The sequence below is a fragment of the Octadecabacter algicola genome (assembly GCF_021532625.1).
GTDB classification, from domain to species: domain Bacteria; phylum Pseudomonadota; class Alphaproteobacteria; order Rhodobacterales; family Rhodobacteraceae; genus Octadecabacter; species Octadecabacter algicola.
On the sequence record NZ_JAKGAR010000003.1, the window covers coordinates 677,387 to 700,647 of the forward strand.

Consider the following 23,261-nt stretch of genomic DNA (forward strand, 5'->3'; position numbering starts at 1 on the left):
CCCTTGGTGGTTTCTCTGGCGTTGCGGGGTCAGAGGTTTAGAGTAGCGCATAATGATGAAACAGCCACGTCGCCATAACACAACACGCGGATTCTCTCGTGCGGTCACTCTGATGCAGAAAAACATCCGAGGGGCGACGCAGTCGCGTGGATTCGAGCAAAGCCGCGTTTTGACTCATTGGGCTGAGATTGTCGGAGAGGGGACTGCGAAAATCGCCCATCCCGTCGATGTAAGCTATGCACGTGGCGGGCTTGGTGCGACTTTGACGTTGCTGACATCGGGTGCGCAGGCACCGATGCTGGAAATGCAAAAAGAGCAGCTGCGCGAAAAGGTAAACGCTTGTTACGGGTACAATGCGATTGCGCGTATCCGTATTACACAAACTGCCGCGACTGGGTTTTCCGAAGGGCAAATGGCGTTTGACCACGGCCCAAAAACTCCACGCGGACCCGTGCCTGAGGTGAAGGCCGCTGCGCGGGACCTCGCCGCTCCTGTAGAAAACGAAGACTTGCGACTTGCGCTTGCGGCGCTTGGGGCAAATGTAATGACGAAATGTCCAACTGATACTGGAAAGAAATCCTAATGAATAAACCGTTTCTTGTTTCTGTGGCTGTCGTAGCCGCTGCCACTGCTGGTGGCTTTTGGTTCGCCAATCGCGATGCTGGCACGACGCCCCTTCAAATCTCCGAAATGACCGAAGCCGCCGATTTTGATGTTGTCGAGATGACCCAAGGCAATCCTGACGCCGCCGTTCAGCTGCTTGAATACGCGTCCTATACTTGCCCGCATTGTGCGAATTTCCATGCCGATCAATATCAACAGATCAAAGAGAACTATATCGATACGGGCCTGATCGGGTTCACGTATCGCGAAGTGTATTTTGACCGTCCAGGTCTTTGGGCATCTATGGTAGCCCGTTGTGGCGGTGAGATGCGGTTCTTTGGTTTGTCCAAGTTGATTTACGAAGGACAGCAGGATTGGGCTCGCGGCGAAAGCGGTGAGGAGATCATCACATCCCTGCGCAACATCGGTAAGGTCGCTGGACTGAGTGATGCTGATCTGGACACGTGTTTGGCCGATGCGGATCAAGCCCAAGAACTTATGGCTTGGTATCAATCCAACGCTGATGCCGACAACATCACAGGCACACCGACCTTCTTCATTAACGGTGAACCTTATTCCAACATGAACTACGCGGACTTTGCTGCAGTGTTGGACGAAAAATTGGCTGAAGCCGCCGAATGACACCGCTTGCGGGTCTGAAAGTCGTCGAACTGGCCCGCATTCTGGCGGGCCCGTGGGCGGGGCAGGTCTTGGCGGATATGGGTGCAGAGGTCATCAAGGTCGAAGCGCCAGAAGGTGATGATACCCGCCGTTGGGGGCCTCCGTTTATTGATCATCAGGGCGAGGCTTCGGCAGCGTACTTCCACGGCTGTAACCGTGGTAAGAAATCTGTGGTGATCGATTTTCGCACCGACAAGGGTAAGGCGGATTTACTGCGGCTTTTGGCAGGCGCAGATGTATTGATCGAGAATTTTAAGGTTGGAGGGCTTGCGAAGTATGGACTGGACTACGCCAGCCTTCGAGAGACCCACCCGAAGTTAATCTACTGTTCTATTACTGGGTTCGGTCAGGACGGGCCTTATGCGTCGAGGGCAGGGTATGACTACATCATCCAAGGGATGTCTGGCCTTATGTCGGTTACTGGCGAACCGGACGGGCAACCGCAGAAGGTCGGTGTCGCAGTGACTGATGTTTTCACGGGTCTCTACGCAAGCAATGCAATTTTGGCCGCAGTCCATCAGCGACACGCGACGGGGCGAGGGCAGCACATTGATTTGGCGTTGCTGGACGTCGCTGTTGCGACGACGGCCAACCAAGCGATGAATTATCTGGCGACCGATGTTTCGCCTAAGCGGTTGGGCAACGCCCATCCCAATATCGTTCCTTATCAGGTGTTCGATTGCTCGGATGGGCACGTGATTATTGCGGTCGGCAATGACGGGCAGTTCAGGCAGTTTTGTTCGGTCTTGGGCTTGGATGCCTTGGGCACGGATGAACGGTTTGCAACCAATCCGGCGCGGTTGGAACATCGCGATGTTTTGGTCCCTATGCTGGCCGAAAAAATGCGAGAACACACGATGCAGGGTGTTCTCGCGGCGTGCGAGGCTCATGGCGTTCCAGCGGGGCCGATCAACACCTTCGAAGATGTCTTTTCTGACCCGCAAGTGATTGCACGTGGGTTGAAACTGGATCTGGATGGCGCGCCGTCTGTCCGACCTCCGATGCGGTTCTCGGATGCAGATTTAGCCCTGGATCGTGCGGCGCCAAAGCTCGGGCAGGATCAGGATATTATCGGGGAGTGATCCCAATCGCGGCGAGTTTCGCATCAAGTGGCGCCCAGTCGGTGAGGGTCAATCGCACAGGTAGAACCTGTACTTTGGGTCGAAAACTGTCAGGCAAACGAACGGCATCCTTTTCGGTCGTGACCATGATCAAGCCGCGCGTCGCTGCTTCGGTTTCAAGGCGTTTCAGAATTGCATCTGTATAAGGCTGGTGATCGTCCAAGGCTTCGCCACGTACGACGTCCGCGCCAAGACCCTTTAGCGTGGCAAAGAACTTTTCAGGGTGCCCGATACCCGCAAAGGCTAGCACCCGTAGGTTGCCCCAAGGCATGCCCGTGGGCAGCGGTTCAAGGTGGCCATCAAGGCGCGCGCACCCGTCTGGTAATTCTGGCATGAACGTCGATCGGGCGTGTTCGGGCCCAATCGCAAGCAACAGGTCGGCACGCTGTAATCCGACATGCGCGGGTTCGCGCAGGGGGCCCGCAGGCATTGCACGCCCATTGCCGAACCGTTTGACGGCATCCACAACAACAATCTGCAAATCCTTGTGGACGGTCGGATTCTGGAACCCATCGTCGAGGAGAATAACCGTGGCGCCAGCACTCTGCGCGGCCTTCACACCTTCGGCTCGATCCTTGGCGACCCAAGTTGGCGCAAATTCACTGAGCATCAAGGGTTCGTCGCCAGTCTGATTGGCTCTGTGGACCTTTGGGTCGACCTGAACAGGTCCGACGAGGGACCCACCATACCCGCGACTAACGATGTAAGGCGTTTGTCCCATCTCGGTCAAATGGGAGGCGAGTGCGATTGTTGTCGGTGTTTTCCCAGTCCCACCGGCGTTAATGTTACCTATGCAAATGACCGGAATGTCTGCGCGTAGAGTTGGTGCCTTGTTCACGCGCCGCGCCGTGGCTGCCCCGTAAAGTGCCCCAAGAGGTGTCAGAAGAAGGGCAAGAAAACTGCGATCTTGATACCAGAACATTGGCGGCTTCATGAGTGCACCTCTAGTGAGTCAAGAACACCGCGAACGAGGTCATTTATGGTGTCCGCGTTACGTGTGATCTCTTCCCAGCCGGCCAAGGCCATGCGCGCGCTTTGTTCAGGTGAGGAAAGAACCCCAACCGCTATTCCAAGTTCACCGGCTGATCGGATTTCGCGACAGGCCTCGGCCTTGGCCAAACGGGCGAACCGGGCTTCATGTGGGGCTTTGTGGGTGCCGTGCACGACTGCAGATCCAAGCACGATAGGATCAAACGGGGAATCGGCATCGCTGCCGCCTAGTGTGCCACCAACAAACGTCAAAGGTGCGAGCCGATACCAAAGACCGAGTTCGCCATCCATGTCGGCAACATAGGCTTGGTGTTCGGCTTCTGGGTCGTCCCCTTCCGAACGAACGCCAACCTTTAGTCCCGCTTCACGAAGGGTGTTCGCGACATCTATACCGCTTTCGATATCGCGAGGTGTGATGATCAGAAGTAATAGGTGGCTTTTGCGGCTGGCAGCTAAATGCGCGGCGGCGATGTCTTTCACCTCGGTCGCGATTACGTTTGCTGCGAACCAAGATGGGCGGGTGTCGATGGCTTCTACCATGACGGCTAATTCGTATTGATTATGTGGTGGGGCGGTGGGTTCTTCGAGGATTGGTCCCGTTGCTTTTACGCGGTCCCGTGCGACGCCACCTCGGTTCAAGCGGGTCGCGGTTGCGCCGTCAGCTGTAAGCACCTGATCAAATGCAGCCACGGCCCCGCGGACCGCTCTAGGCCGCCATCGGGAGCTGCCCGTCAACAAGCCGGCATTGCGAGCGTTAATTAGGGTCGCGGGGAGAGATTCATTTTCAACGATCCTCAGCAGGGATGGCCGCAATGTCCCACCGTTCCAGATCAAATAGTCTGGGCCCCAACGATCCCAGAATTCTCGAATTTTACTGGGGGTGTCTGTTGGGACAGCGACCACAGTGGCAATGTCTTCGGGCAAATTGAACGAGAGCAAGACGTCTGGGGTTGCCGTGACAAGAACGCCGTGATCGCCGCATTCATGTGCAAGGCGTGCCGCGATGGAGGTTGTCGAGGGTACCTCCCGTGCATCACCACAATGAATCCAGATCACGGCGCAGCGCCCCGCTTAACCGAGTTCTTCGGTCGTGGATGTTTCGGCTTCTTCATCACGCAGACGGTGGATGTGAGCGATGAAATAACGCATGTGGGCATTGTCCACGGTCTTCTGGGCTTCTGCTTTCCAAGCGTTGAAAGCAGTTTCGTAGTTTGGAAACATGCCGACGATGTGGATGTCATCGACATCTTTGAACGCGTTCTTGGTTGGATCGATAAGTTCGCCGCCAAAGACGAGGTGAAGACGTTGGGACATAAAGCACCTTTGAGTTGCTATTTGAGACATAAATGAGTGTTGCGGGGACATTAGGCCCTGCTGCTTATCGGGTAAAGGCGATCAGGCGAGTGCGTCGATTAAAGTTTGATGGATGCCACCTGCTGCGACCATGCCGTTGATCTGTGGATGAGGATTGTTGAAAGAAGCGGGTTGGCCCTTTTGATCGCTGACGATGCCGCCCGCCTCGGTAACGATCAGCGCGCCCGCTGCGACGTCCCATTCCCAGGTAGGGCGGAGGGTCAGCATTCCGTCGAACTGCCCTTGCGCGACCAGTGCCAAGCGATAAGCGAGTGATGAGCGAAAGGTGCGTTTAAATGGCGGAGCCTTTGTCGCCCAATATTTTGAGTCCATGTTTGGTTTTGCTGAAAGGACAGTCGCAGTGTCGATAGCTTTGTCTGCGGTTGCCAACAGGGGCGTGCCATTGCACGTGGCGCCTTGTCCCAGCGTGGCCGCATACATCGCGTCGTGCATCGGCAGATAGATCACGGCGGCGGTGACGATGCCGTTTTCAGAAATAGCGATTGAATGCGCCCAGTCTTTATTACCTTCGATAAAGGCGCGTGTTCCGTCGATCGGATCGACAATGAACTGCCGCTCGGTCGAGAGCCGCTTTTCGCCATCCTCGGTTTCCTCAGAGAGCCAGCCATAGTCTGGACGAGCCGTTTGAAGATCGGCGGAGAGTTGGCGATTTACGTGAAGGTCGGCTTCGGTAACGGGCCCTTGCCCGCCAGATTTTTCCCACACCTCGGGCGAGGCGTTGAAATATTTCTTGGCGATGTCTCCCGCGTCGCGGGCTGCGTTTATCAGAAGGTCAAGATCACGCACCGGCGAGGGTCATCCCTTCGATCATCAGGCTTGGAATAATGCGACCCATATGGGCGCGGCCGTCGTTAGATGGGATAATCCGCGCTAGCATCTCAAGCAGATTTCCCGCTACCGTGCATTCATTGATGGGGTAGGCGATTTCGCCGTTCTCGATCCAGAAACCGGATGCGCCGCGGGAATAGTCACCGGTGTTCGGGTTAATGGTGGACCCAATCATAGACGTAATGAGGAGCCCTGTGCCCATGTCGCGGATGATCTCTTCGGGGGAGGCCTTGCCCGGAGTAAGTTCCAGGTGAGACACTGTAGGAGAAGGTGGGCCTGAAGTGCCGCGTGACGCGCTGCCGGTGCTGGGCAAACCTAGTTTGCGACCTGTCGCGAGGTCTAAGGTCCAACCTGTCAGGACACCGTCGTCGATGATCTTGCGTCGAGCGGTTGGTAGGCCTTCGCCATCAAACAACCGCGACCCAGCCACACGAGGGCGATGCGGTGTTTCGGTCAAGTCTATGCCTTCGGGCAGGACGCGTTCGTCGTTTTTTCCGAGCAGCCAAGATGACCCCCGCGCAATTGCGGCGCCGTTACTGGCTGACAGTAAGTGCCCAATCAGTGACCCTGCGATACGTTCGTCAAACAAGACCGGATAGGTCCCTGTCTGCGGTTTACGTGCGCCATGACGTGCAACGGCCCGTTCCCCTGCCATGCGGCCAATGTCATCCGCCGCGCGCATGTCAGAGAGATGGATTCGACTGTCATGGTCATAGTCGCGTTCCATCTCAGAACCGCTGCCAGCAATCGCCACGGCGCTGATGGAGTGGCCTGTGCTTTGAGAACCAGCGGAAAAACCGTTGCTTGTGGCAAGGTGAACTTGCCGACGACCATACCCGGCTGAGGCGGATTGCACTTGCGCAACCCCTTCTATGGATTGCGCTGCTTCTTCGGCGATACGGGCCTGTTCTTGAAGCCATTCGGGGGTGGGTTCTGGGCCATTGTCGATCAGATCAAGGCGGCTGACATCAAGGTCTGTTGCCAGTTGCGAAGGGTCCGCAATGCCTGCATGCGGATCTTCTGGGGCTTCTGCCGCCATTGCCACGGCGCGTTGTGCCATTTCGGAAATTGTACGATCCGACGTGTCAGATGCGGATACATTGGCGGAACGTTGCCCGACAAAAACACGCAGTCCAACATCCGTGCCCTCGGCGCGCTGCGCTTCCTCTAGAATACCTGAGCGCACATCAATTGAAACCGAAGTGCCAGCGACGGCCAAAGCGTCCGCAGTATCGGCGCCAGCGGCCTTCGCGGCCTCAATCAGGCGGTGTGTGAGGTCTGCAAGAGATTGGGTCATAAAGCGTCCTTTTCTTGTCTCAGGACGTAGTGCCTGTTCGGGCGACCCGCAAGTGCGTCCGGCCCCATTCTTGTATCACCAGTGTTCTATAGACGGACTGTCAAACAATGCAAAACGGCGCCCGATAAAATCGGGCGCCGCTTGGTTCGTCAAAAGATATGGCGCGTTAGCGCAGGCGCTGACCATTCGCGAGAACATGGCCTTCGCTGTTCACTTCAATCGTGGATGTCAGCATGTCATCACCAACGGGTGTCGTGAACATACCCATCATCATGCGCGGCATCATGGCTTCTTCTTCTGGGATCAGACCCATTTGAACAAGCTTGTCGACAAGGCCGTTCACGCCATTGATCTGAAAGGTTGCTTCGCCTTCAGGGCGGGGCATGCCGTCGAACGACTGCAAGTCTGTGTTGTCGAACGTAAATGCACCTTCACCAGTGATTTCGGCACCCGCAGCTTTTACCGTCAAGTCCGTAATCTGAAGCCCGTTCAATTCGCCCGGAACGTCGGCCATTGCAGCGGCTTCCATTTGCTCAGGGTCAAGGAAATCAAAGAAAGGTGTCACCTGGGCATCAATCCCCAGCGCAACTGTCAGTGGATCCCGCGGCAAGATGCTTTGTGGGTCGGCCATGCTCCATAAGAGTTCGCTAATCGCGAGTTCTGTGAAGTTGAATGCGAGACGCGCATCGCGCGGGCCGTCTTCGCCTTGGCTCAGCGGGATTTGGAAGTCAAAACCGTACTCGGCCATTGATGCTTCGATCGGGAATGGAAGTTCATTTGGGATCAAAGCTGTAATGCTGATGTCTTGGGCCGAACCGGAATAATCCATGCCATCTACGTCGAAAGAAAAGCCCAATTCACCGCCGGCAATTGTTGAGTTTCCTGATGCGGCCTCACCATCTGCGCTGATATCAAAGGCGTAAACGATTTCGCCGAACGTGTAGCCACCATCCATCGCCAATCCTTCGTTGAAAGGTGGTACATCGGCGCTCATGTCCATGTCGATGGGCATTGAGATATTGGCGGCCATGTCCAAATCAGCCATGTCACCGTTAAAGCTCACGATGCCTTCGCCGCCAGTTTCACGGAACAAGACGTCGATATCTACGGCGCCAACCGCGACCTCATAGGCCATACGGGTCAAGTTGTCCTTAACGATGGAATACTGTCCGGACAAATCCAGCATAGCGATGACCGCGTCTTCAAGTTGGACTTCTTCCTTGGCGTCCCCTTCAAGACTATCGATCGCGATGGCATAGCGGTCGGCCGTGAATTCATAGTTCATCGCCTCAGGATCGCCGGATACGATCATTTCCAAACCGGACTGCGAAACCGTCATGTTGACTGTGGATGGGTCACCATACTGGGGCGTGATACCGAGTGTCATCGGGTAGCTTTCGGCCGTGGTGATTGTAACGGTACCGTCACCGTTCTCGGTCAGCTCAATGTCGCCCAGCTGTGCATTGATCGAAGTTTCCTCATCAGACATCGCAATCGCAACGCCCGAGATCGTAAGCGTGTCGCCGGACATTTCTTCACCTTTTGTGGTGAACCCTTGCCCATAGATTTCCATTTGGTCTGTCCAGTTGTCCCAGACCTGTTGAGCCGTCACATCGGCGCTTGCGGTTGTGCCGCATAGGATGGCCGCGATGATTGTTGAGTTACGAATAGACAGCATTTCTTGAATCTCCTGCTAAAATAAGTTGCGCGCAGCCTTTCAAGTCTGCTGGATATGGTCAAGGTCGGGAAATCACTCCTTCGCGAGTGATGAAGGGGCCTGATGGGAAAACTATTGAAGAGGATAGGACATGTGCGTGACGAACAAGGTTGTTTTGGTGACGGGGGCCAGTCGGGGGATCGGGGCCGCCACTGCGCGGGCTTTTGCTGATGCGGGCGCAAAGGTCGCCTTGGTAGCGCGGTCTACCAACGAGATTAACGCCATAGCCGCCGAAATTGGTGAAAATGCCATTGCGATTGGATGTGATGTTGCGGACTACGGGCAAGTCGTCGCAGCGATTGAGCAGACGACGGCTGCATTTGGCCCGCTCGATATTTTGATTAACAATGCTGGGTTGCTTGATCCGATTGATCATTTGGCCGAGTCAGATCCAGACGTTTGGGGTAAAACGATCGACGTGAATTTGAAGGGTGTCTTTTACGGCATGCGTGCGGCGATGCCGGATATGATTGGCCGTGGTGCCGGTACGATTATCACTGTCTCATCCGGTGCAGCCCACGGGCCCGTCGAAGGGTGGTCCGCCTATTGTTCTTCCAAGGCGGGGGCCTACATGCTGACCCGCTGTGCAGACAATGAAGCCCGCGAGAAGGGGGTGCGTATCATGGGGTTATCGCCGGGAACAGTGGCGACTGATATGCAGCGTGATATCAAGGCGTCTGGTGTCAATCCTGTGAGCCAACTTGAATGGTCCGATCATATCCCACCCGAATGGCCCGCGCGGACATTGGTTTGGATGTGTTCTTCTGATGCAGATGAATTCCTTGGAACGGATGTTTCACTGCGAGATGAAACCATCCGCCAACGTGTGGGTCTTGTATGATTCATGTGAGTTCAGAAAACGGTTGCCTGACACTCACGATCAACCGCCCTGACAAGGCCAATGCCTTGACCGAAGTAATGTTGGGGCAACTAGCCGATGCGGTGGAGAATGCTGACGCCAAGGTTCTGATCCTTACCGGTAAGGGCAAAGTCTTCAGTGCCGGCGCAGATTTGGAAGACGTGCGAAATGGTACGCTTGCGATCTCACCAGAATGGGAACGGCTTTCGTCCGCCGTTGCCGCGTTTCCTGGGTTGAGCGTGGCGTCCTTGAATGGGTCTTGCGCTGGCGGTGCGTTGGGTATGATGCTGGCGTGCGATTTGCGGATTACGGTCCCAACGGCCAAATTCTTTTACCCCGTCATAAAAATGGGCGTTCTGCCGCAACCATCCGACCCTGCACGGTTAGCGGCATTGGTCGGGCCGTCGGCAGCAAAACGTATTTTGTTGAATGGCGCCAAAGTGACCGCGCAAGAGGCTCAGTCGCTTGGTCTAGTGGACCAAATAAGTACGGACACACTTGAGGCAGATACTGCTGCCCTCATTAAACCTGCACTTGACGCAGAACTGGCACAGGTAACAGCGATCAAGGCGATGATCGGCTGAGGCTCTGTTTTTGACGAAAGACGTGGTGTAGGAGGTGCCTATGGAAGATTTAATGAACACTGCGATGGGCTACATTACGCCTGCATATGAGTTTGTAGTTGGCTGGATCATTGACCCCGCCAATTGGGTGCAATTTGCATTGCTGGTCGCGGCCTATGTTTTGGCCGTTGTCATTACCCGCAAACTGAACCCGATTTTGACCAAGGCGCTGACACCGCCAGAAGAGAACCAAACGATCCTCGCCAAAGTGCGTCGGTTCGTTTTGCTGTTCCTTCCGTTGGTGCTGCCGCTTCTTGCATTTGCGCTGACCGCGATCGGCGAGCAAGTAACGCGATCGATTTTTGGTGCTGGCGAAATGATCGCATTCGGTAAGCGGGTGTTCCTGTTCCTCGCGGTGCGTGCGTTTGTTCGCGATATGCTGACGGATCCACTCCTAAAGCTTCTCGGAAAGATGGTTCTGATTCCGTTCGCTGCGATCTATGCGTTAGGCTTTCTCGACCCAATAATGCTGTGGCTTGGTGAGACAGTCGTCCCACTTGGCGGTATGTCTTTTTCATTGCTTGGATTGTTGCGGTTCTTGGTGGTTGCGATTGTGATGTTCTGGCTTGGGCGTTGGTCAAACGACCAGAGTTCGGCGATGATCCATAAGCAGGAAATGCCTGCTGCAACCCGCCAATTGGCAGTCAAAGCGGCCGAAATTGCGATCTTTGGTGTCGCCTTTCTTGTGGCAATGAATATCGCGGGGGTTCCCCTTAGTTCTCTGGCCGTGCTGACAGGTGCCTTAGGTGTTGGTATCGGTTTTGGCCTTCAGAAAATCGCGTCCAATTTTGTCTCTGGCGTGATCCTTCTCCTTGAGGGGCAAGCGACTGTTGGCGACTATGTTGAACTCGATGGGGGAGAGGCGGGCACGATCGTAAAGATGACCGCGCGTGCTGCGATCCTTGAGACCTATGACGGTAAATGGATCGTAGTCCCCAACGAGGATTTCATCGTTACGCGGGTGGTAAATTATTCCGATAGTGGATCCGCCAATCGTTATGACGTTTCATTCTCTGTAAGTTACGACACGGACATTAACCGTATCCCCGATATCGTTGGACCCGCTGTCGCAGCATTGGATTTCGTTTTGAGTAAGCCCGAAGACCCCGATGTTGAACTCGACGGGTTCGGAGACAGCGGTATTGAGTTTGTCGTTGAATTCTGGGTGAACGGGATTGATGACGGTAAGAACAAATATCGTAGCCACGTGCGATTTGCGATCTGGAATGCGTTAAAAGACGCCGGTATTGAGATCCCATTCCCGCAGCGTGTTGTTGAGATCAAGGGCGGTTTTCCTGCCGCGTCTGAATGACGGACGCACTCATTATTGGTGGCGGTCCAGCGGGATTGATGGCGGCTGACGTCTTGTCGGCTGCTGGTCACTCGGTTGTGGTCGCGGATGCAATGCCGACATTGGGTCGAAAGTTCTTGATGGCTGGTAAGTCCGGCCTGAACTTGACCAAGGCCGAGCCACTACCGGTTTTCATGCAAGCTTACGGTGCCGCAGAGGCGGATCTGTCGCCGATGATCTCGGAGTTCGGGCCAGAAGACGTGAGAGCGTGGGCCGAGGCACTGGGACAGACCGTTTTCACAGGATCAACCGCGCGGGTATTCCCAACCGTGATGAAAGCTTCACCACTGCTGCGGGCATGGCTTGCGCGTCTGTCAGAGCAAGGGGTGACTTTGCAAACCCGTTGGCGTTGGACGGGTTGGGACGGCGATGATGCGACGTTTGATACACCGACTGGGGTGACCAGGATAACACCGCAAGTGACCGTCTTGGCGCTGGGCGGCGCGAGCTGGTCGCGCCTTGGGTCGAACGGCCAGTGGGCAGGGCTCTTGCTGGATGCGGTTGCACCGTTCCAACCGGTTAACATGGGCTTTGATGTGGCGTGGTCCGATCACATGGCCTCGCATTTTGGCGCGGCAGTAAAAGGGTGCAAACTGACGGCGGGCGAAAGTATTTCGCGGGGTGAATTCGTGGTGTCGTCCAAGGGGCTTGAAGGTGGCGGGATCTATACCGTTTCGGCAGCGATGCGCGACGGGGCGCCTTTGGTGATTGACCTTTTGCCGGACATGCCCGTCGAGGAGATTTCCACCAAACTGGCAGCCGTCAAAGGCAAACAGTCTGCCTCAAACAAGCTGCGAAAGGCATTGAAGCTGGATCCAGTAAAACGGGCGCTTTTGAACGAGTTTGGTCGAGATAGTGACTTATCTTTGCCGGAGAAGATCAAGGGGCTGGCCATCCCGCAACTGACCCCACGTCCGATCGATGAAGCAATTTCAACGGCAGGTGGAGTGCGGTTTGACGCTCTCACCGATGACTTGATGCTTAAGTCCCGTGACGGAGTGTATTGCGTCGGTGAAATGCTGGACTGGGCCGCGCCGACGGGCGGTTATTTGATCAACGGTTGTTTGGCGACGGGGCGGTGGGCCGGATTGGCCGCAGCATGCAGGCTTCAGTTGTCGCTCGGAGATTGAGTGCATTAGACGTCGTAGTAGTCGCGATACCAATCAACGAAAGATTTAACGCCGGTTTCGACGTCCGTCGCTGGCGTATATCCGGTGAGCGTTTTCAGGAGTGATCCATCAGCCCAAGTTGCAGGCACGTCACCTGGCTGCATATCCATAAAGTTCTTTTTGGCGGGCTGGCCCAGTGCCTTTTCGATGGCTTCGACGAAGGCCATCAGCTGCACGGGTTCGCCGTTTCCGATGTTAACAATCCGGTGCGGCGCTACTGGGGACAGACTGTCACCCTCTGGCACTTCGTCTAGCCGTTCAGGTGCCGCATCAAGCAGTAGACGGATGCCACGAACGAGGTCGGTGACATAGGTGAAGTCGCGGCTCATGTTGCCGTGGTTGTACACATCGATAGGGTCACCATTGAGAACGGCCTTGGTGAACTTGAATAACGCCATATCAGGGCGGCCCCATGGGCCATAGACCGTGAAGAACCGGAACATGGTTGTCGGGATGTCGTAAAGGTGGGCATAAGAATGGGCCATCACCTCGTTTGATTTTTTGGTCGCTGCGTAGAACGACATTTGCGTGTCGGCCTTGTCGGTCTCGGTGTAGGGCATTTCGGTATTGGCACCGTAGGCCGACGACGTTGATGCGAGTAAAAGGTGTTTGACGGGCGTCGCGCGGACGGCTTCTAGTAAGTTGAACGTGCCGATGATGTTGGCATCAACATAAGAGCGCGGCTCGTCGATGGAATAGCGGACGCCTGCTTGCCCCGCGAGGTGTACAACGAAATCGGGCTTCTCTTGCGAAACTAAATCCATCAGCACACCGTCTGCCTCGAGCCGGTCGTTCACGGCGCGAAAACTGCCAGACTGCAGCAGGTTCGCCTGCCTGCGTTCTTTCAAGCGAACGTCGTAATAATCCGTCATCGCATCAAAGCCGATGACCTCAAACCCTTCGTCCAAGAGGAGTTTACAAAGGTGATAACCGATAAATCCTGCGGATCCGGTGACTAGGGCCTTGGGCATGGGAGACTCTTTTGTAACGGGTGATGGTTTGGTGGAACTGCTAACGTCTTAACACTTTGAGGATCGTTTCCCAGAGCAAAGTAATGTCAAAACAGACTGAAGCATGGCGCTGATAGATGAGGTCCAGAACGGCTTTGCGCGGCACGCAACGCGTGACGTAGATCTGCTCGGTTTGTTCTGGCGTGCTAGCATCGGCGATGAGGCGTTCTTCGTGGCGGTGGAAATGCAAGGTGGCCAACCCTGTTACGCCGGGGCGGGATCGCAAGACTTGGCTGTATAGGTCAGAAAACGCGTCGGTATACTGGCGCAACGGCGGGCGCGGACCGACAAAGCTCATATCGCCACGCAGAACATTGATCAGCTGCGGGAGTTCGTCCAAACGATAGCGGCGAAGTTTTTTTCCTACATGTGTAATACGGTCGGTCTTATCGCCACCGGTAACGCCTGCATTCTGATCCGCGGGCACATTGGACATGGTGCGAAATTTGATCAGGTTGAATGGCGTTTCTGGTGTCTTCATACGTTCGGCGACATAGAATACAGGACCGCCGTCACGCCATAGAATAGCTATCGCAATGGCGAGGATCACGGGCCAGAGTAAGAGCAGCAAGAGCAGTGCAAGACCGATATCAAAGACGCGTTTCACTTATTTGGTAGCTCCGCAGTTTGGCGCCCCAAAGCATCGGCGGGGTCGTCGTAGTCTTTTAACTTAACAATATTTTGCAGGGTGTCGTTCGAAAGGACAACACTGCGAGGAACACCGTCCGGAGCGGGTCTATCTACCCAGCTTAGATCGGGCAAGAGATGGTCCTTATACGCCGAAAGAAGCTTATCGAGGGAGACAGGTTGTTGTTGAACGACATTGACCGTTCGTAACTTTGTTTTCGGTGTCGGGATCAGTGCTTTGATCGCGACGAAAAAATCGTAGGGCCCAATATAGGATCTTACAGATGCGGTGCCGTCCCTAAACCGATGCAGCGGCATCGCAATGCCGTCAGCCGAGTGTCGTTGCGCGGCGGCGATCAAAGCATCCGCGCCCGCAACATTACCGATCCGTGCAATTGTAATTTTGGGCGCGTTATTGATTGCTGCAAAGGTCTCTGCGACGCGCTCCATCGTGGCTTTGCTTTGGCCATATGCGTTAAGGGGGGCGGTAGGGTCCGCTTCTCTGAAGGGCGTGCCATCCCCCGCGCCGTATACTGCGGCTGATGAGGCAAGGATCACGTGCTTTACGTTGCTTCGGGCGGCTCTCTCAAGCAGTTGCTCGACGAATTCCACATTGGCGGATTCCAGCTGATTTTTATCTGTACCTGTTTCGCCGATAAAGTTGATAATGGTCGCGTAGTTTTGGAAGACTTGATCGGCAGCAGTGTCACCAAAGTCTCCGGACCAAATTATATCTGCATCCCCTTGGCGCGCTTGGGTTTTCCAGTCCAATCCCTCCTCCCGCGCGAAGTGGGTTAGGATGGTGCCCAAACGGCCATTTGCCCCGAGAAGAATAGTCGTCACAGCTGCCCCTTTTTCAACAGGGTATGGCATATCGCCCACCCTTGGCATCAACTTCTGATTTGGGTGAGAATAAGGTTGCGACGAGGTTGGATACAATGTCAGACGTTGATCATGTTTGAATTAGACAGAATTATAGGCATTTCCGGTGTTTTATGTGCCGTGATTGCTGCAACTCCCGCAGCCGCTGATGATGATTGGCGTGCAAACTACACGCTTTATGGCACGCCAGGTATTATTGATATGCCAACGGCTGTTGCCCCTGCGGACGGCGAGATTGCGACAACGGTTGCGGTTTTTGGCGACACGCAACGTGTGACATTTACCTTTCAGGTCTTGCCGCGTGTCTCCGGTAGCTTTCGCTACTCGTTGATTGACACCTATGACCGAAGTTTTGATTTGCAGTATCAGGTCACTGATGAAGGTCAGTACATGCCTGCGATTTCGGTGGGGGTGCGCGATTTTATCGGTACCGGTCGGTATAGCAGCGAATACCTTGTCGCGACGAAAACGTTGGGAACCAACGTGCGCGTCTCTGGTGGTTTGGGCTGGGGGCGGCTTGGGTCGCTCGACGGTTTTACCAATCCATTGGGCATCATCGATGAGCGTTTTGAAACGCGCCCTGATGACAGCATAGATACGGGCGGCACGATCCTCTCGGGGCAATTTTTTCGAGGCGACGCTGCGTTGTTTGGGGGCGTGGAGTGGCGCTTGAATGATGAATGGACAGTTCTTGCTGAATATTCTTCTGACATTTACGAACGCGAAACGACGCTGATTGGATTTGAGAGGGAGTCCCCTCTTAACTTCGGTATCAAATGGCAGCCCAGAGACGCCTACCAGCTTGGTGCGTACTACATGTATGGGACTGATATCGGCTTTGCTGCCACGATTTTGATTGATCCGACGACACCGAATTTCCCGAGCGGACTGGACACATCGCCGATGCCCGTTGGTGTTCGTGCCGAAGGGATCAGTGCAGCTGCTACTTGGGACAACCCCGAGGTGGAAACGGCAAGTGTAGACGCCTTGGGTTCGATTTTGGCCGCGGACGGATTCCGATTGCATGGTGCTGAAGTCGTCGGAAACACTTTGAGAGTGCGCTATGAAAACCAGCGTTACAGAGCGGAGGCACAAGGCGTAGGCCGCGTATCGCGCATCCTGACGCAAGTTGCACCCGTTAACGTTGATACATTCATTCTGGAACCAACTCGACGTGGGATTACAACATCTTCGGTAACGATCCGTCGCAGTGATCTGGAAGCGCTTGAGAATGAGCCGAACGCAGCGGCGCTTTCTTATGACCGCGCGATTTTTTCAGATGCGGCTGGTCCTGCACCCGCCGTAGAATGGGAAGACCCGACGCCGGCGTTTTTGTGGGGGGTTGCGCCTTATCTTGAGTTGTCATTGTTCGACGGTGAAGAACCTATTCGTGGCGATGTCGGACTTGAGGCGACGTTTCAATATGAACTGCGCCCCAATGTGATTCTTGCAGGGGCCTATCGCTATCGCGTGGCAGGCAACCGTGATGAAGTCGGTTCGATCTCTGAATCTGATTTGCCCGATGTACGTCGGACGAGCCTTCGGTACGGTGCTGAAAGCGGCAGCGGCATCGAAAACTTGTTCATGTCTTGGTACGGTCGTCCTGGTCAAAACGTCTATAGCCGCGCCTCAGTCGGGTATTTCGAACGTTCGTTCGGTGGCGTGTCTGGTGAACTTTTGTGGAAACCCGTGGATAGCCGTTTGGCGCTTGGTGCCGAATTGAACTACACTTTGCTGCGCGACTACGACCTTGGTCTTGGATTTCGCCCCGCCTGTTCGGGAACCGACTGCAATAGTTTTGTTGGTGACGACTATGATGTCATTACGGGCCATCTGTCAGCGTATTACGATTTTGAGAACGGGTTTCAGGGCCAAGTAGATGTTGGGCGCTATTTGGCGGGCGACTGGGGTGCAACGTTCTCTCTTGATCGTGAATTTGATAACGGGTGGAAGGTCGGTGCCTACTTTACACTGACCGATGTTCCGTTTGATGACTTCGGTGAAGGGTCGTTTGACAAAGGTATCCGTATCGAAATCCCATCTGACTGGCTGTTTGGAACACCAACACGCGACACGTCCTCGACGACACTATCATCTCTTGAACGTGATGGTGGTGCACGGCTTCGGATTGACGGTCGGCTCTATGATGTGGTCGAGGGCGGCCACCAAGGGCAATTGGAAGAAAACTGGGGACGATTCTGGCGATGAATACAACTTGGACCTCAGTACTATCGACAGCGACACTTGTAGTGGTTTCTGCTTGTGGGCCCCTTAATACGAAGAACGCGTCAGTGGGGGTATTCCGTGGTGTGGTTCAGTCAGCAATGCCAGACGATTCGGCGGCGGCAGCACCCTCAGTCGAGGCGGCTCAGGCTCTCACGCGGGACTACATTGAAGCTCAAGAAACAAACATGCTTCGGGTGAGCATAATCGACCGCGAAGCCACAGGCCTCATTTTTGAGGTTGGTCGAAATGGTGACAAGGTGACATGGAATTCGCCCGATGGACTTAGCTTTGTCTTGGAAGCCGGTGTTCTCGTAGCGACGCGCGGACTGGGCGACGACGTGATGGGTTCGGATGTATCCTCTGTAAAAGCCGCCCTTAGATCTGGTGGTAGTTACTTGAGAACTATAGATTTTCTCGACGGTCTTGGTCAGATTGAACGGTCAGTCTACCAGTGCCGAATGGACAATGTTCGAACTGAAGCACTGACTATTTTTGAAAGAACCTACACGACGACGGTTATGGAAGAGCTGTGTACGGGCGAAACTCATTCCTTTAAGAACACATACTGGCGCGGCGGAAATGGCACGATTTGGCAGTCCCGTCAGTGGATTTCTGCCGGTGTAGGTTACGTAGGGTACCAGAAACTCTAAGATGCGGACTAAGTTGTTGTAATTGAAGTTCGACCAATCTACCGTATAGGTTGAGCTGATACCTTTCCAATTGAACTTCGCATCGAAGACTTTGACATATTTACCAGTGATGGAACCTTTATTTTTTTCCCATACCAACTTGTTTTTGTATTTGTTATAAGTTCATAGCGTATGCGCGCACACACAACGTAGACACCGGAGTAATGAGAAATGAAAAAGACGATTTTGACTGCTGCCTTTCTTGTAGCAGCTAGCAACACACCAATGATGGCTGGCGACTATTCTGACGCAGGCACTACTGACACACAGATCATCATCGCAGACGACAACATGGCGAAGCCTTTGTCCTCTTCCATGGGCGGCACAGTTTTGCCAGTTTTGCTTGGCGTAGCACTTATCGCTGCAGCAGCTTCCGGCGGCGGCTCCTAAGCCCTCTAGCTTAACAGCTACTTGAATTTGGAAGGCAGGCCTTGGGGCCTGTCTTCTGCATTTCTAATGGCTATTTCGGTGCGGACTCGTTCTGGTGTGACCTATGTTAGTAAAAGCACCTAGGATTACCATCTAGGAACGGCGCCGTCCCAACATAGCCAACCGAATGAACATGCGCTCCACCAAGGCGCGATCAGGTGCGGTATGTGCCGAACGCAGGGTCAAATCGGCCTCAGTAATTGTGGACAAAGCTTCTTCGAGGTTGATGCGGCCCCAATTGCTAGCTTGTCTGACCATCCGATCACGACGTGGACCAAAGACAGGTGGCTTTAGCCGCCCAATACCTGCAGACGGCCCACCAGGGTCCGAAGCGGCGACATGGAGCTGTCGGAAGTGACGCATCGCCGCGATACATAACGCAACAGGTTGTGTGCCCTGCGCATAAAGGCGGCTCAGGAGCGGCCCGATCTCTTTCGTTTTCAAATCTGCGACGACATTTAAGACGTCATCAAGGCCTGCCTCGTTGGACTGCGGCGCGCAGGCTTCGACATCGGCTACAGTGATCTCATCTTTGGAATCCAACATGTAGAGCCCGAGCTTTTCAATCGTCTGGCGCAAATCCCCTGGTGCCATTTCACGACTATAGGCAATGACGAGGTCCATTGCATCGCGGCCAACATTGCTAAGCCCCGCGTCCCGCAGGTTGGCTTCGATTTCGTCGCGGGATGGAGGGTCGTCATAGATACCTACGGCGTAGGCCGTCTTGTGCCCCTCAAACAGTTTGCGAAGTGCCGAACGCGCATTCAACTGACCAGCTGTGACGATAATCTGGGCGTCGCCCGGTTCCCAGTCCGCCAGCGCGGGCGTAATCGCTTTGGCCACGGTATCAGTTGCATCCTCGACAAAGGCAACGCGGTGACCGGGAAAGAAGCCTTGGGATTTTATGGCGTCGCCAAGTAGGGCTGGATCCTTGCGTAAATCAGCACCCGACATACGCGTCAGGCGCATTTCTTCTTCGCCGTTCTCTCCGACCAAAGCCTTGATAACGTCTTGGCGTTTAAGTGCTACGCGCATGGCGTCGCCGCCGTAAATCAAAAGGCCTGCTCCTTCGGGGTCGGGCTTTCGAAAGTAACCGGCGGCGTCGCGAGCGGATAGCTTCATGCGCCGGACGCGATAATGATGTGGGTGACAATCAAATCGGCCAAAGCAATGGCGAGGCGGTCGCGCGCATCGTCCTGTGCTTCTTGGGTGGCGACTGTGGTACCAAAGGCGGAATAGGCGGTGAAGGTTTCTGCCACACCAGATGCCAGCGGTTGGTCAACGCCGGGTTCAGTGAGCGTCCACGTTGCCTTACCGGGGAGGTTGAACCGGTTAATGTCTTGCGCTGAGGAAATCGCCACCGCGACTTCTTCAATGTCGAGCTCTACCGTAAGCAGATAGTCACCCTGTTCAACGCGGCCCAATCGCTCTTCAAGACGTGTCCGCAGACGGAACCCCTCTGGCGTGTTTGGTGCACGGAAAGCGATGCGCCCGCGCAAGGACCGCGTCGACCCGTTCACCCCGTAGACCGGCGTAAAGCCGCAGCCCGCTAAAGGAGCTACAGCGAGAAGGGCAAGAAAGGCGCGTCGGTTAGATGACAACATTGATAATCCGGCCTGGTACAACAATCAGCTTTTTAGGCGCGTTGCCGTCCAAAGCTTTGACTACAGCCTCATCCGCGAGAGCAAGTTTTTCAACCTCATCTTTCGGCATGTCCGCTGGAACGGCAATTTCGCTCCGACGTTTGCCGTTGATCTGGATCGGAAGGGTGATGGTGTCTTCGACCAGCATTGCCTCGTCTGCGACGGGCCATGGCGCGTTGGCAATCAAACCGGTCCCACCAAGAAGGGCCCAGATATCTTCAGCCAAGTGCGGTGTCATCGGTGACATCAGCTGTGCGAGAGTCCGCATGGCCTGGCGTTTGGCATCGCCTCCCGCCTTGGATTTGGCCAGCCCAGCAGTAAAGCCGTAGAGCTTGGCAATCGCCGCGTTGAACCCGAAACTTTCAACGCCGTTGGTAACGTCGACAATCGCTTTGTGCATGTCGCGCAACAAGGCTTCATCGGCGTCGTTAGCGGCAACGTCATTCGTCGCGATTTCGCCCGCAATGCGGTGAACACGGCTGAGGTGTTTGAAAGACGCTTCAGCACCAGATGCTGTCCATTCCACATCCCGTTCTGGGGGAGAGTCGGAAAGCACGAACCAACGGGCCGTATCGGCGCCGTATTGGCTAATGATCGCGACAGGATCGACGACGTTGTTCTTGGACTTCGACATTTTCGCGGATGGAATGATGTCGACCTGAGTGCCGTCTTTGAGGAAACCGCCACCATCGCGCAGTTCGACGGTTTCGGGGTAGTGGTAAACGGGGCGGCCATCGTCGCCTGCCGTTTTGTAGATCGCGTGGGTGACCATGCCTTGCGTAAACAGCGCGTTGAACGGTTCAACTGCCGTTTCAGGCAAATGGCCTGTCTTGTGCATAGCGCGGGCGAAGAAACGTGAATAGAGCAGGTGCAAAATCGCGTGCTCGATGCCGCCGATATATTGGTCGACATTCATCCAATAGGCCGCGTCCTCGGCGTTGGTGGGAGTCTCGGCGTGGGGTGAAGTGAAGCGTGCAAAATACCATGACGAATCCACGAAGGTGTCCATCGTGTCAGTTTCGCGTTGGGCTGGTTTACCGCAAGACGGGCAAGGCACGTCGCGCCAAGTTGGGTGGCGGTCAAGCGGGTTGCCCGGAATGTCGAAGGACACATCATAGGGCAGTTCAACTGGCAGGTTTTCTTTATTCTCGGGCACGACGCCACAGCTGTCACAGTGAACAACAGGAATAGGTGCGCCCCAATACCGCTGACGGGACAGGCCCCAATCGCGCAGGCGATACTTCGTGACGCCTTGGCCAACGCCGTTAGCTTCGCAGAAATCTACGGCTGCATTTATCGCGTCTTCGCCGTTTGTAGCGGGCTCCCAAGCGTAAGGTGTCAGCCAATGCACCATATCGGTTTTGTTTGGAACGAAAGCCTCTTCCAACTCGGGTGAGCTGTCCTCAGACGGCAAGAATGTCGGCTTGATCGGCAGGCCGTATTTTTTGGCGAAATCGAAATCACGCTGGTCGTGGGCAGGGCAGCCAAAGATAGCACCGGTGCCGTAGTCCATCATGATGAAATTGGCGATGTAGACGGGCAGTTCCCAAGACGTATCGAATGGGTGACGCACGCGCAGGCCCGTATCGAAGCCCATCTTCTCGGCTTTTTCCAAGGCTTCGGCGGTGGTACCGCCTTTGCGGCATTCTGCATTAAACGCGGCGATGTCTGCGTTGTCCGCCTCTAGCTCTTTGGCCAATGGATGGTCGGGGGAAATACCAACAAAGGACGCGCCCATCAGCGTGTCAGGGCGCGTTGTATAAACCTCGACGCGATCATGTGCGCCGATGCCTTCAACCATCGAGAACGAGAACTGCAAACCACGAGATTTACCGATCCAGTTTTCCTGCATCAGTTTCACCTTGGCGGGCCAGTTGTCGAGGCCATCCAGAGCGCCCAGCAGTTCATCCGCATAGTCGGAAATCTTGAAGAACCACTGTGTCAGGTCTTTGCGTTCGACTTCTGCACCGGAGCGCCAGCCCTTACCGTCGATGACCTGTTCGTTGGCCAGAACCGTCATATCGACGGGGTCCCAGTTCACGGTCGCATTCTTGCGATCAATCAGCCCAGCATCGAGCATGTCGATGAACAATGCCTGTTGCTGGCCGTAGTATTCAGGATCGCAGGTGGCGAACATGCGGGACCAGTCGATCCCAAGCCCCAGTGGTTTCATCTGTTCGACCATGTCGTCGATGTTACTGTAAGTCCAATCCTTGGGGTGGCCGCCGGACGCCATTGCCGCGTTCTCGGCTGGCATCCCAAAGGCGTCAAAGCCCATCGGGTGCAATACGTTGTGCCCTGTGCTCAGCTTATAGCGGGCAATCACGTCGCCCATGGTGTAGTTGCGCACGTGGCCGATGTGGATGCGGCCAGATGGGTAGGGGAACATCTCAAGCACGTAGTACTTGGGCTTGTCGTCACTGCGGACAGCTTTGAACGTCTCGGCTTTATCCCAAGCGGCCTGCCATTTGGCTTCGATTTCTGAGGGCGTGTAGTTTGACATGGTCTGTCCTTGAAAATGCAAACGCCGGGTGCTGGACCCGGCGCTTAGAAACTGTGGGTTGGGGCTGTTTTACAGCGCACCGTCCGCGATGCGCAACTGGCGTGCGCGCGAAAGAATTGCGTCTTCGATAGCGCGGGTTGTTTCAGCTGCGGCTGGTCCTGAACGGGTCAGCAAAGCAACATTCAACGAGCGCGCGTCCAATGCTGGGTCGGTAATGTAAATCGTCGCGCGGTAGGCGCGACTACCCCCCGGAGGGGTGCCGTAGCCCATGACGATTACCCCTGTGAACGGATCAACGGATTCAACGGGCAAAAAGCTAAGTACATCAAGCGATGCTGCCCAAAGATATCGGTTTACGGCGACGTTTTCGACGCCACGTGTCCGCGCTGCCTGCTGTGTTGCGGCTTCGTTTGAACCGCCCAGGCTGCCGATTGAGCCGAACGGGTTGCTGCCAGATCCGCCACAAGCTGCCAATGCAGCAATGAGGCCAACACCAAAAGTAAGGCGGATAGTTTTGCTAAGTCTCGTCACCGGATCGCCCTTTGCGAAATTTACTTAGCAAAGGTGTATCGAAGGGGGGCAGGTGCCACAAGACCCGAGGGCATTATCGGAGCTGTGGAAAAGGGTCTTACAAACGAA

23 protein-coding genes are annotated in these 23,261 nt (G+C 55.1%); 10 read left to right on the top strand and 13 right to left on the bottom strand.

Annotated elements, in window-relative coordinates:
• Window positions 1-55 precede the first annotated feature (55 nt).
• From L0666_RS14525 to L0666_RS14535, 3 genes are read left to right on the top strand one after another with little or no spacing between them, the layout of a single operon-like run.
• The gene (locus tag L0666_RS14525) at window positions 56-583 is read left to right on the top strand and encodes a DUF721 domain-containing protein (protein WP_235262227.1); all 528 of its coding nucleotides are present in this window, start codon (window positions 56-58) and stop codon (window positions 581-583) included.
• Window positions 583-1,245 (top strand): DsbA family protein, encoded by a 663-nt coding sequence (locus L0666_RS14530; protein WP_235262095.1) that lies wholly within the window; start codon window positions 583-585, stop codon window positions 1,243-1,245. Before L0666_RS14525 ends, L0666_RS14530 begins: the two co-directional genes overlap by 1 nt.
• Window positions 1,242-2,366 carry a CaiB/BaiF CoA transferase family protein gene (locus tag L0666_RS14535; protein ID WP_235262096.1) on the top strand — a complete coding sequence of 375 codons (1,125 nt, stop codon included), beginning with the start codon at window positions 1,242-1,244 and terminating at the stop codon, window positions 2,364-2,366. The genes L0666_RS14530 and L0666_RS14535 overlap by 4 nt, the downstream gene beginning before the upstream one ends.
• On the opposite strand, the gene lpxK is transcribed toward L0666_RS14535, so the two are convergent.
• The 6 genes from lpxK to L0666_RS14565 all read right to left on the bottom strand — a co-directional run bounded on the left by lpxK (window position 2,353) and on the right by L0666_RS14565 (window position 8,572).
• Window positions 2,353-3,339 carry a tetraacyldisaccharide 4'-kinase gene (gene lpxK / locus L0666_RS14540; protein ID WP_235262097.1) on the bottom strand — a complete coding sequence of 329 codons (987 nt, stop codon included), beginning with the start codon at window positions 3,337-3,339 and terminating at the stop codon, window positions 2,353-2,355. The two genes, L0666_RS14535 and lpxK, sit on opposite strands and share 14 nt — an antisense overlap.
• Window positions 3,336-4,451 (bottom strand): 3-deoxy-D-manno-octulosonic acid transferase, encoded by a 1,116-nt coding sequence (locus L0666_RS14545; protein WP_235262098.1) that lies wholly within the window; start codon window positions 4,449-4,451, stop codon window positions 3,336-3,338. Before L0666_RS14545 ends, lpxK begins: the two co-directional genes overlap by 4 nt.
• Before the next feature lie 15 nt (window positions 4,452-4,466).
• Window positions 4,467-4,709, bottom strand: coding sequence for a DUF4170 domain-containing protein (locus L0666_RS14550; protein WP_235262099.1), 243 nt, complete (start codon window positions 4,707-4,709; stop codon window positions 4,467-4,469).
• An 81-nt stretch (window positions 4,710-4,790) separates the two neighbouring features.
• The gene (locus L0666_RS14555) at window positions 4,791-5,555 is read right to left on the bottom strand and encodes a 3'(2'),5'-bisphosphate nucleotidase CysQ (RefSeq protein ID WP_235262100.1); all 765 of its coding nucleotides are present in this window, start codon (window positions 5,553-5,555) and stop codon (window positions 4,791-4,793) included.
• Window positions 5,548-6,894, bottom strand: coding sequence for a TldD/PmbA family protein (locus L0666_RS14560; protein WP_235262101.1), 1,347 nt, complete (start codon window positions 6,892-6,894; stop codon window positions 5,548-5,550). Before L0666_RS14560 ends, L0666_RS14555 begins: the two co-directional genes overlap by 8 nt.
• Window positions 6,895-7,060: 166 nt before the next feature.
• Window positions 7,061-8,572, bottom strand: a complete 1,512-nt coding sequence (locus L0666_RS14565; RefSeq protein WP_235262102.1) for a DUF2125 domain-containing protein — start codon at window positions 8,570-8,572, stop codon at window positions 7,061-7,063.
• Between the two features lie 130 nt (window positions 8,573-8,702).
• Here L0666_RS14565 and L0666_RS14570 point away from each other — a divergent pair, with 130 nt between their 5' ends.
• From L0666_RS14570 to L0666_RS14585, 4 genes are read left to right on the top strand one after another with little or no spacing between them, the layout of a single operon-like run.
• Complete coding sequence (locus L0666_RS14570; RefSeq protein ID WP_235262103.1) at window positions 8,703-9,452, top strand: SDR family oxidoreductase; 750 nt, start codon at window positions 8,703-8,705, stop codon at window positions 9,450-9,452.
• Window positions 9,449-10,054, top strand: coding sequence for an enoyl-CoA hydratase/isomerase family protein (locus tag L0666_RS14575; protein WP_235262104.1), 606 nt, complete (start codon window positions 9,449-9,451; stop codon window positions 10,052-10,054). The genes L0666_RS14570 and L0666_RS14575 overlap by 4 nt, the downstream gene beginning before the upstream one ends.
• A gap of 40 nt (window positions 10,055-10,094) precedes the next feature.
• On the top strand, window positions 10,095-11,405 hold the full coding sequence (locus L0666_RS14580) for a mechanosensitive ion channel family protein (RefSeq protein WP_235262105.1): 1,311 nt from the start codon (window positions 10,095-10,097) through the stop codon (window positions 11,403-11,405).
• Window positions 11,402-12,574: a TIGR03862 family flavoprotein gene (locus L0666_RS14585; RefSeq protein WP_235262106.1), complete on the top strand. Its 1,173-nt coding sequence runs from the start codon at window positions 11,402-11,404 to the stop codon at window positions 12,572-12,574. Before L0666_RS14580 ends, L0666_RS14585 begins: the two co-directional genes overlap by 4 nt.
• Window positions 12,575-12,579: 5 nt before the next feature.
• Here the strand turns inward: L0666_RS14585 and L0666_RS14590 are convergent, their stop codons facing one another.
• From L0666_RS14590 to L0666_RS14600, 3 genes are read right to left on the bottom strand one after another with little or no spacing between them, the layout of a single operon-like run.
• Window positions 12,580-13,584 (bottom strand): NAD-dependent epimerase/dehydratase family protein, encoded by a 1,005-nt coding sequence (locus L0666_RS14590; protein WP_235262107.1) that lies wholly within the window; start codon window positions 13,582-13,584, stop codon window positions 12,580-12,582.
• Between the two features lie 40 nt (window positions 13,585-13,624).
• Window positions 13,625-14,230 (bottom strand): sugar transferase, encoded by a 606-nt coding sequence (locus tag L0666_RS14595; RefSeq protein ID WP_235262108.1) that lies wholly within the window; start codon window positions 14,228-14,230, stop codon window positions 13,625-13,627.
• A complete protein-coding gene (locus L0666_RS14600; protein WP_235262109.1) occupies window positions 14,227-15,123 on the bottom strand; it encodes an NAD-dependent epimerase/dehydratase family protein in 897 nt (298 codons plus the stop codon). Before L0666_RS14600 ends, L0666_RS14595 begins: the two co-directional genes overlap by 4 nt.
• 81 nt (window positions 15,124-15,204) lie before the next feature.
• On the opposite strand from L0666_RS14600, the gene L0666_RS14605 reads away from it, so the two are divergent.
• The 3 genes from L0666_RS14605 to L0666_RS14615 all read left to right on the top strand — a co-directional run bounded on the left by L0666_RS14605 (window position 15,205) and on the right by L0666_RS14615 (window position 18,437).
• Window positions 15,205-17,340, top strand: a complete 2,136-nt coding sequence (locus L0666_RS14605) for a YjbH domain-containing protein (RefSeq protein WP_235262110.1) — start codon at window positions 15,205-15,207, stop codon at window positions 17,338-17,340.
• Between the two features lie 116 nt (window positions 17,341-17,456).
• The gene (locus L0666_RS14610; protein ID WP_235262111.1) at window positions 17,457-18,008 is read left to right on the top strand and encodes a YjbF family lipoprotein; all 552 of its coding nucleotides are present in this window, start codon (window positions 17,457-17,459) and stop codon (window positions 18,006-18,008) included.
• Between the two features lie 210 nt (window positions 18,009-18,218).
• Window positions 18,219-18,437 carry a hypothetical protein gene (locus L0666_RS14615; RefSeq protein ID WP_235262112.1) on the top strand — a complete coding sequence of 73 codons (219 nt, stop codon included), beginning with the start codon at window positions 18,219-18,221 and terminating at the stop codon, window positions 18,435-18,437.
• Between the two features lie 132 nt (window positions 18,438-18,569).
• Here L0666_RS14615 and holA read toward each other — a convergent pair whose 3' ends face one another.
• From holA to L0666_RS14635, 4 genes are all read right to left on the bottom strand, one after another.
• Window positions 18,570-19,598, bottom strand: a complete 1,029-nt coding sequence (gene holA, locus L0666_RS14620) for a DNA polymerase III subunit delta (RefSeq protein WP_235262113.1) — start codon at window positions 19,596-19,598, stop codon at window positions 18,570-18,572.
• Complete coding sequence (lptE, locus tag L0666_RS14625) at window positions 19,595-20,080, bottom strand: LPS assembly lipoprotein LptE (RefSeq protein ID WP_235262114.1); 486 nt, start codon at window positions 20,078-20,080, stop codon at window positions 19,595-19,597. Before lptE ends, holA begins: the two co-directional genes overlap by 4 nt.
• Window positions 20,067-22,622: a leucine--tRNA ligase gene (leuS, locus tag L0666_RS14630; RefSeq protein ID WP_235262115.1), complete on the bottom strand. Its 2,556-nt coding sequence runs from the start codon at window positions 22,620-22,622 to the stop codon at window positions 20,067-20,069. Before leuS ends, lptE begins: the two co-directional genes overlap by 14 nt.
• 69 nt (window positions 22,623-22,691) lie before the next feature.
• Entirely contained in the window at window positions 22,692-23,153 is a 462-nt protein-coding gene (locus tag L0666_RS14635) for a DUF3576 domain-containing protein (protein ID WP_235262116.1), read from the bottom strand.
• Between the last annotated feature and the right edge of the window lie 108 nt (window positions 23,154-23,261).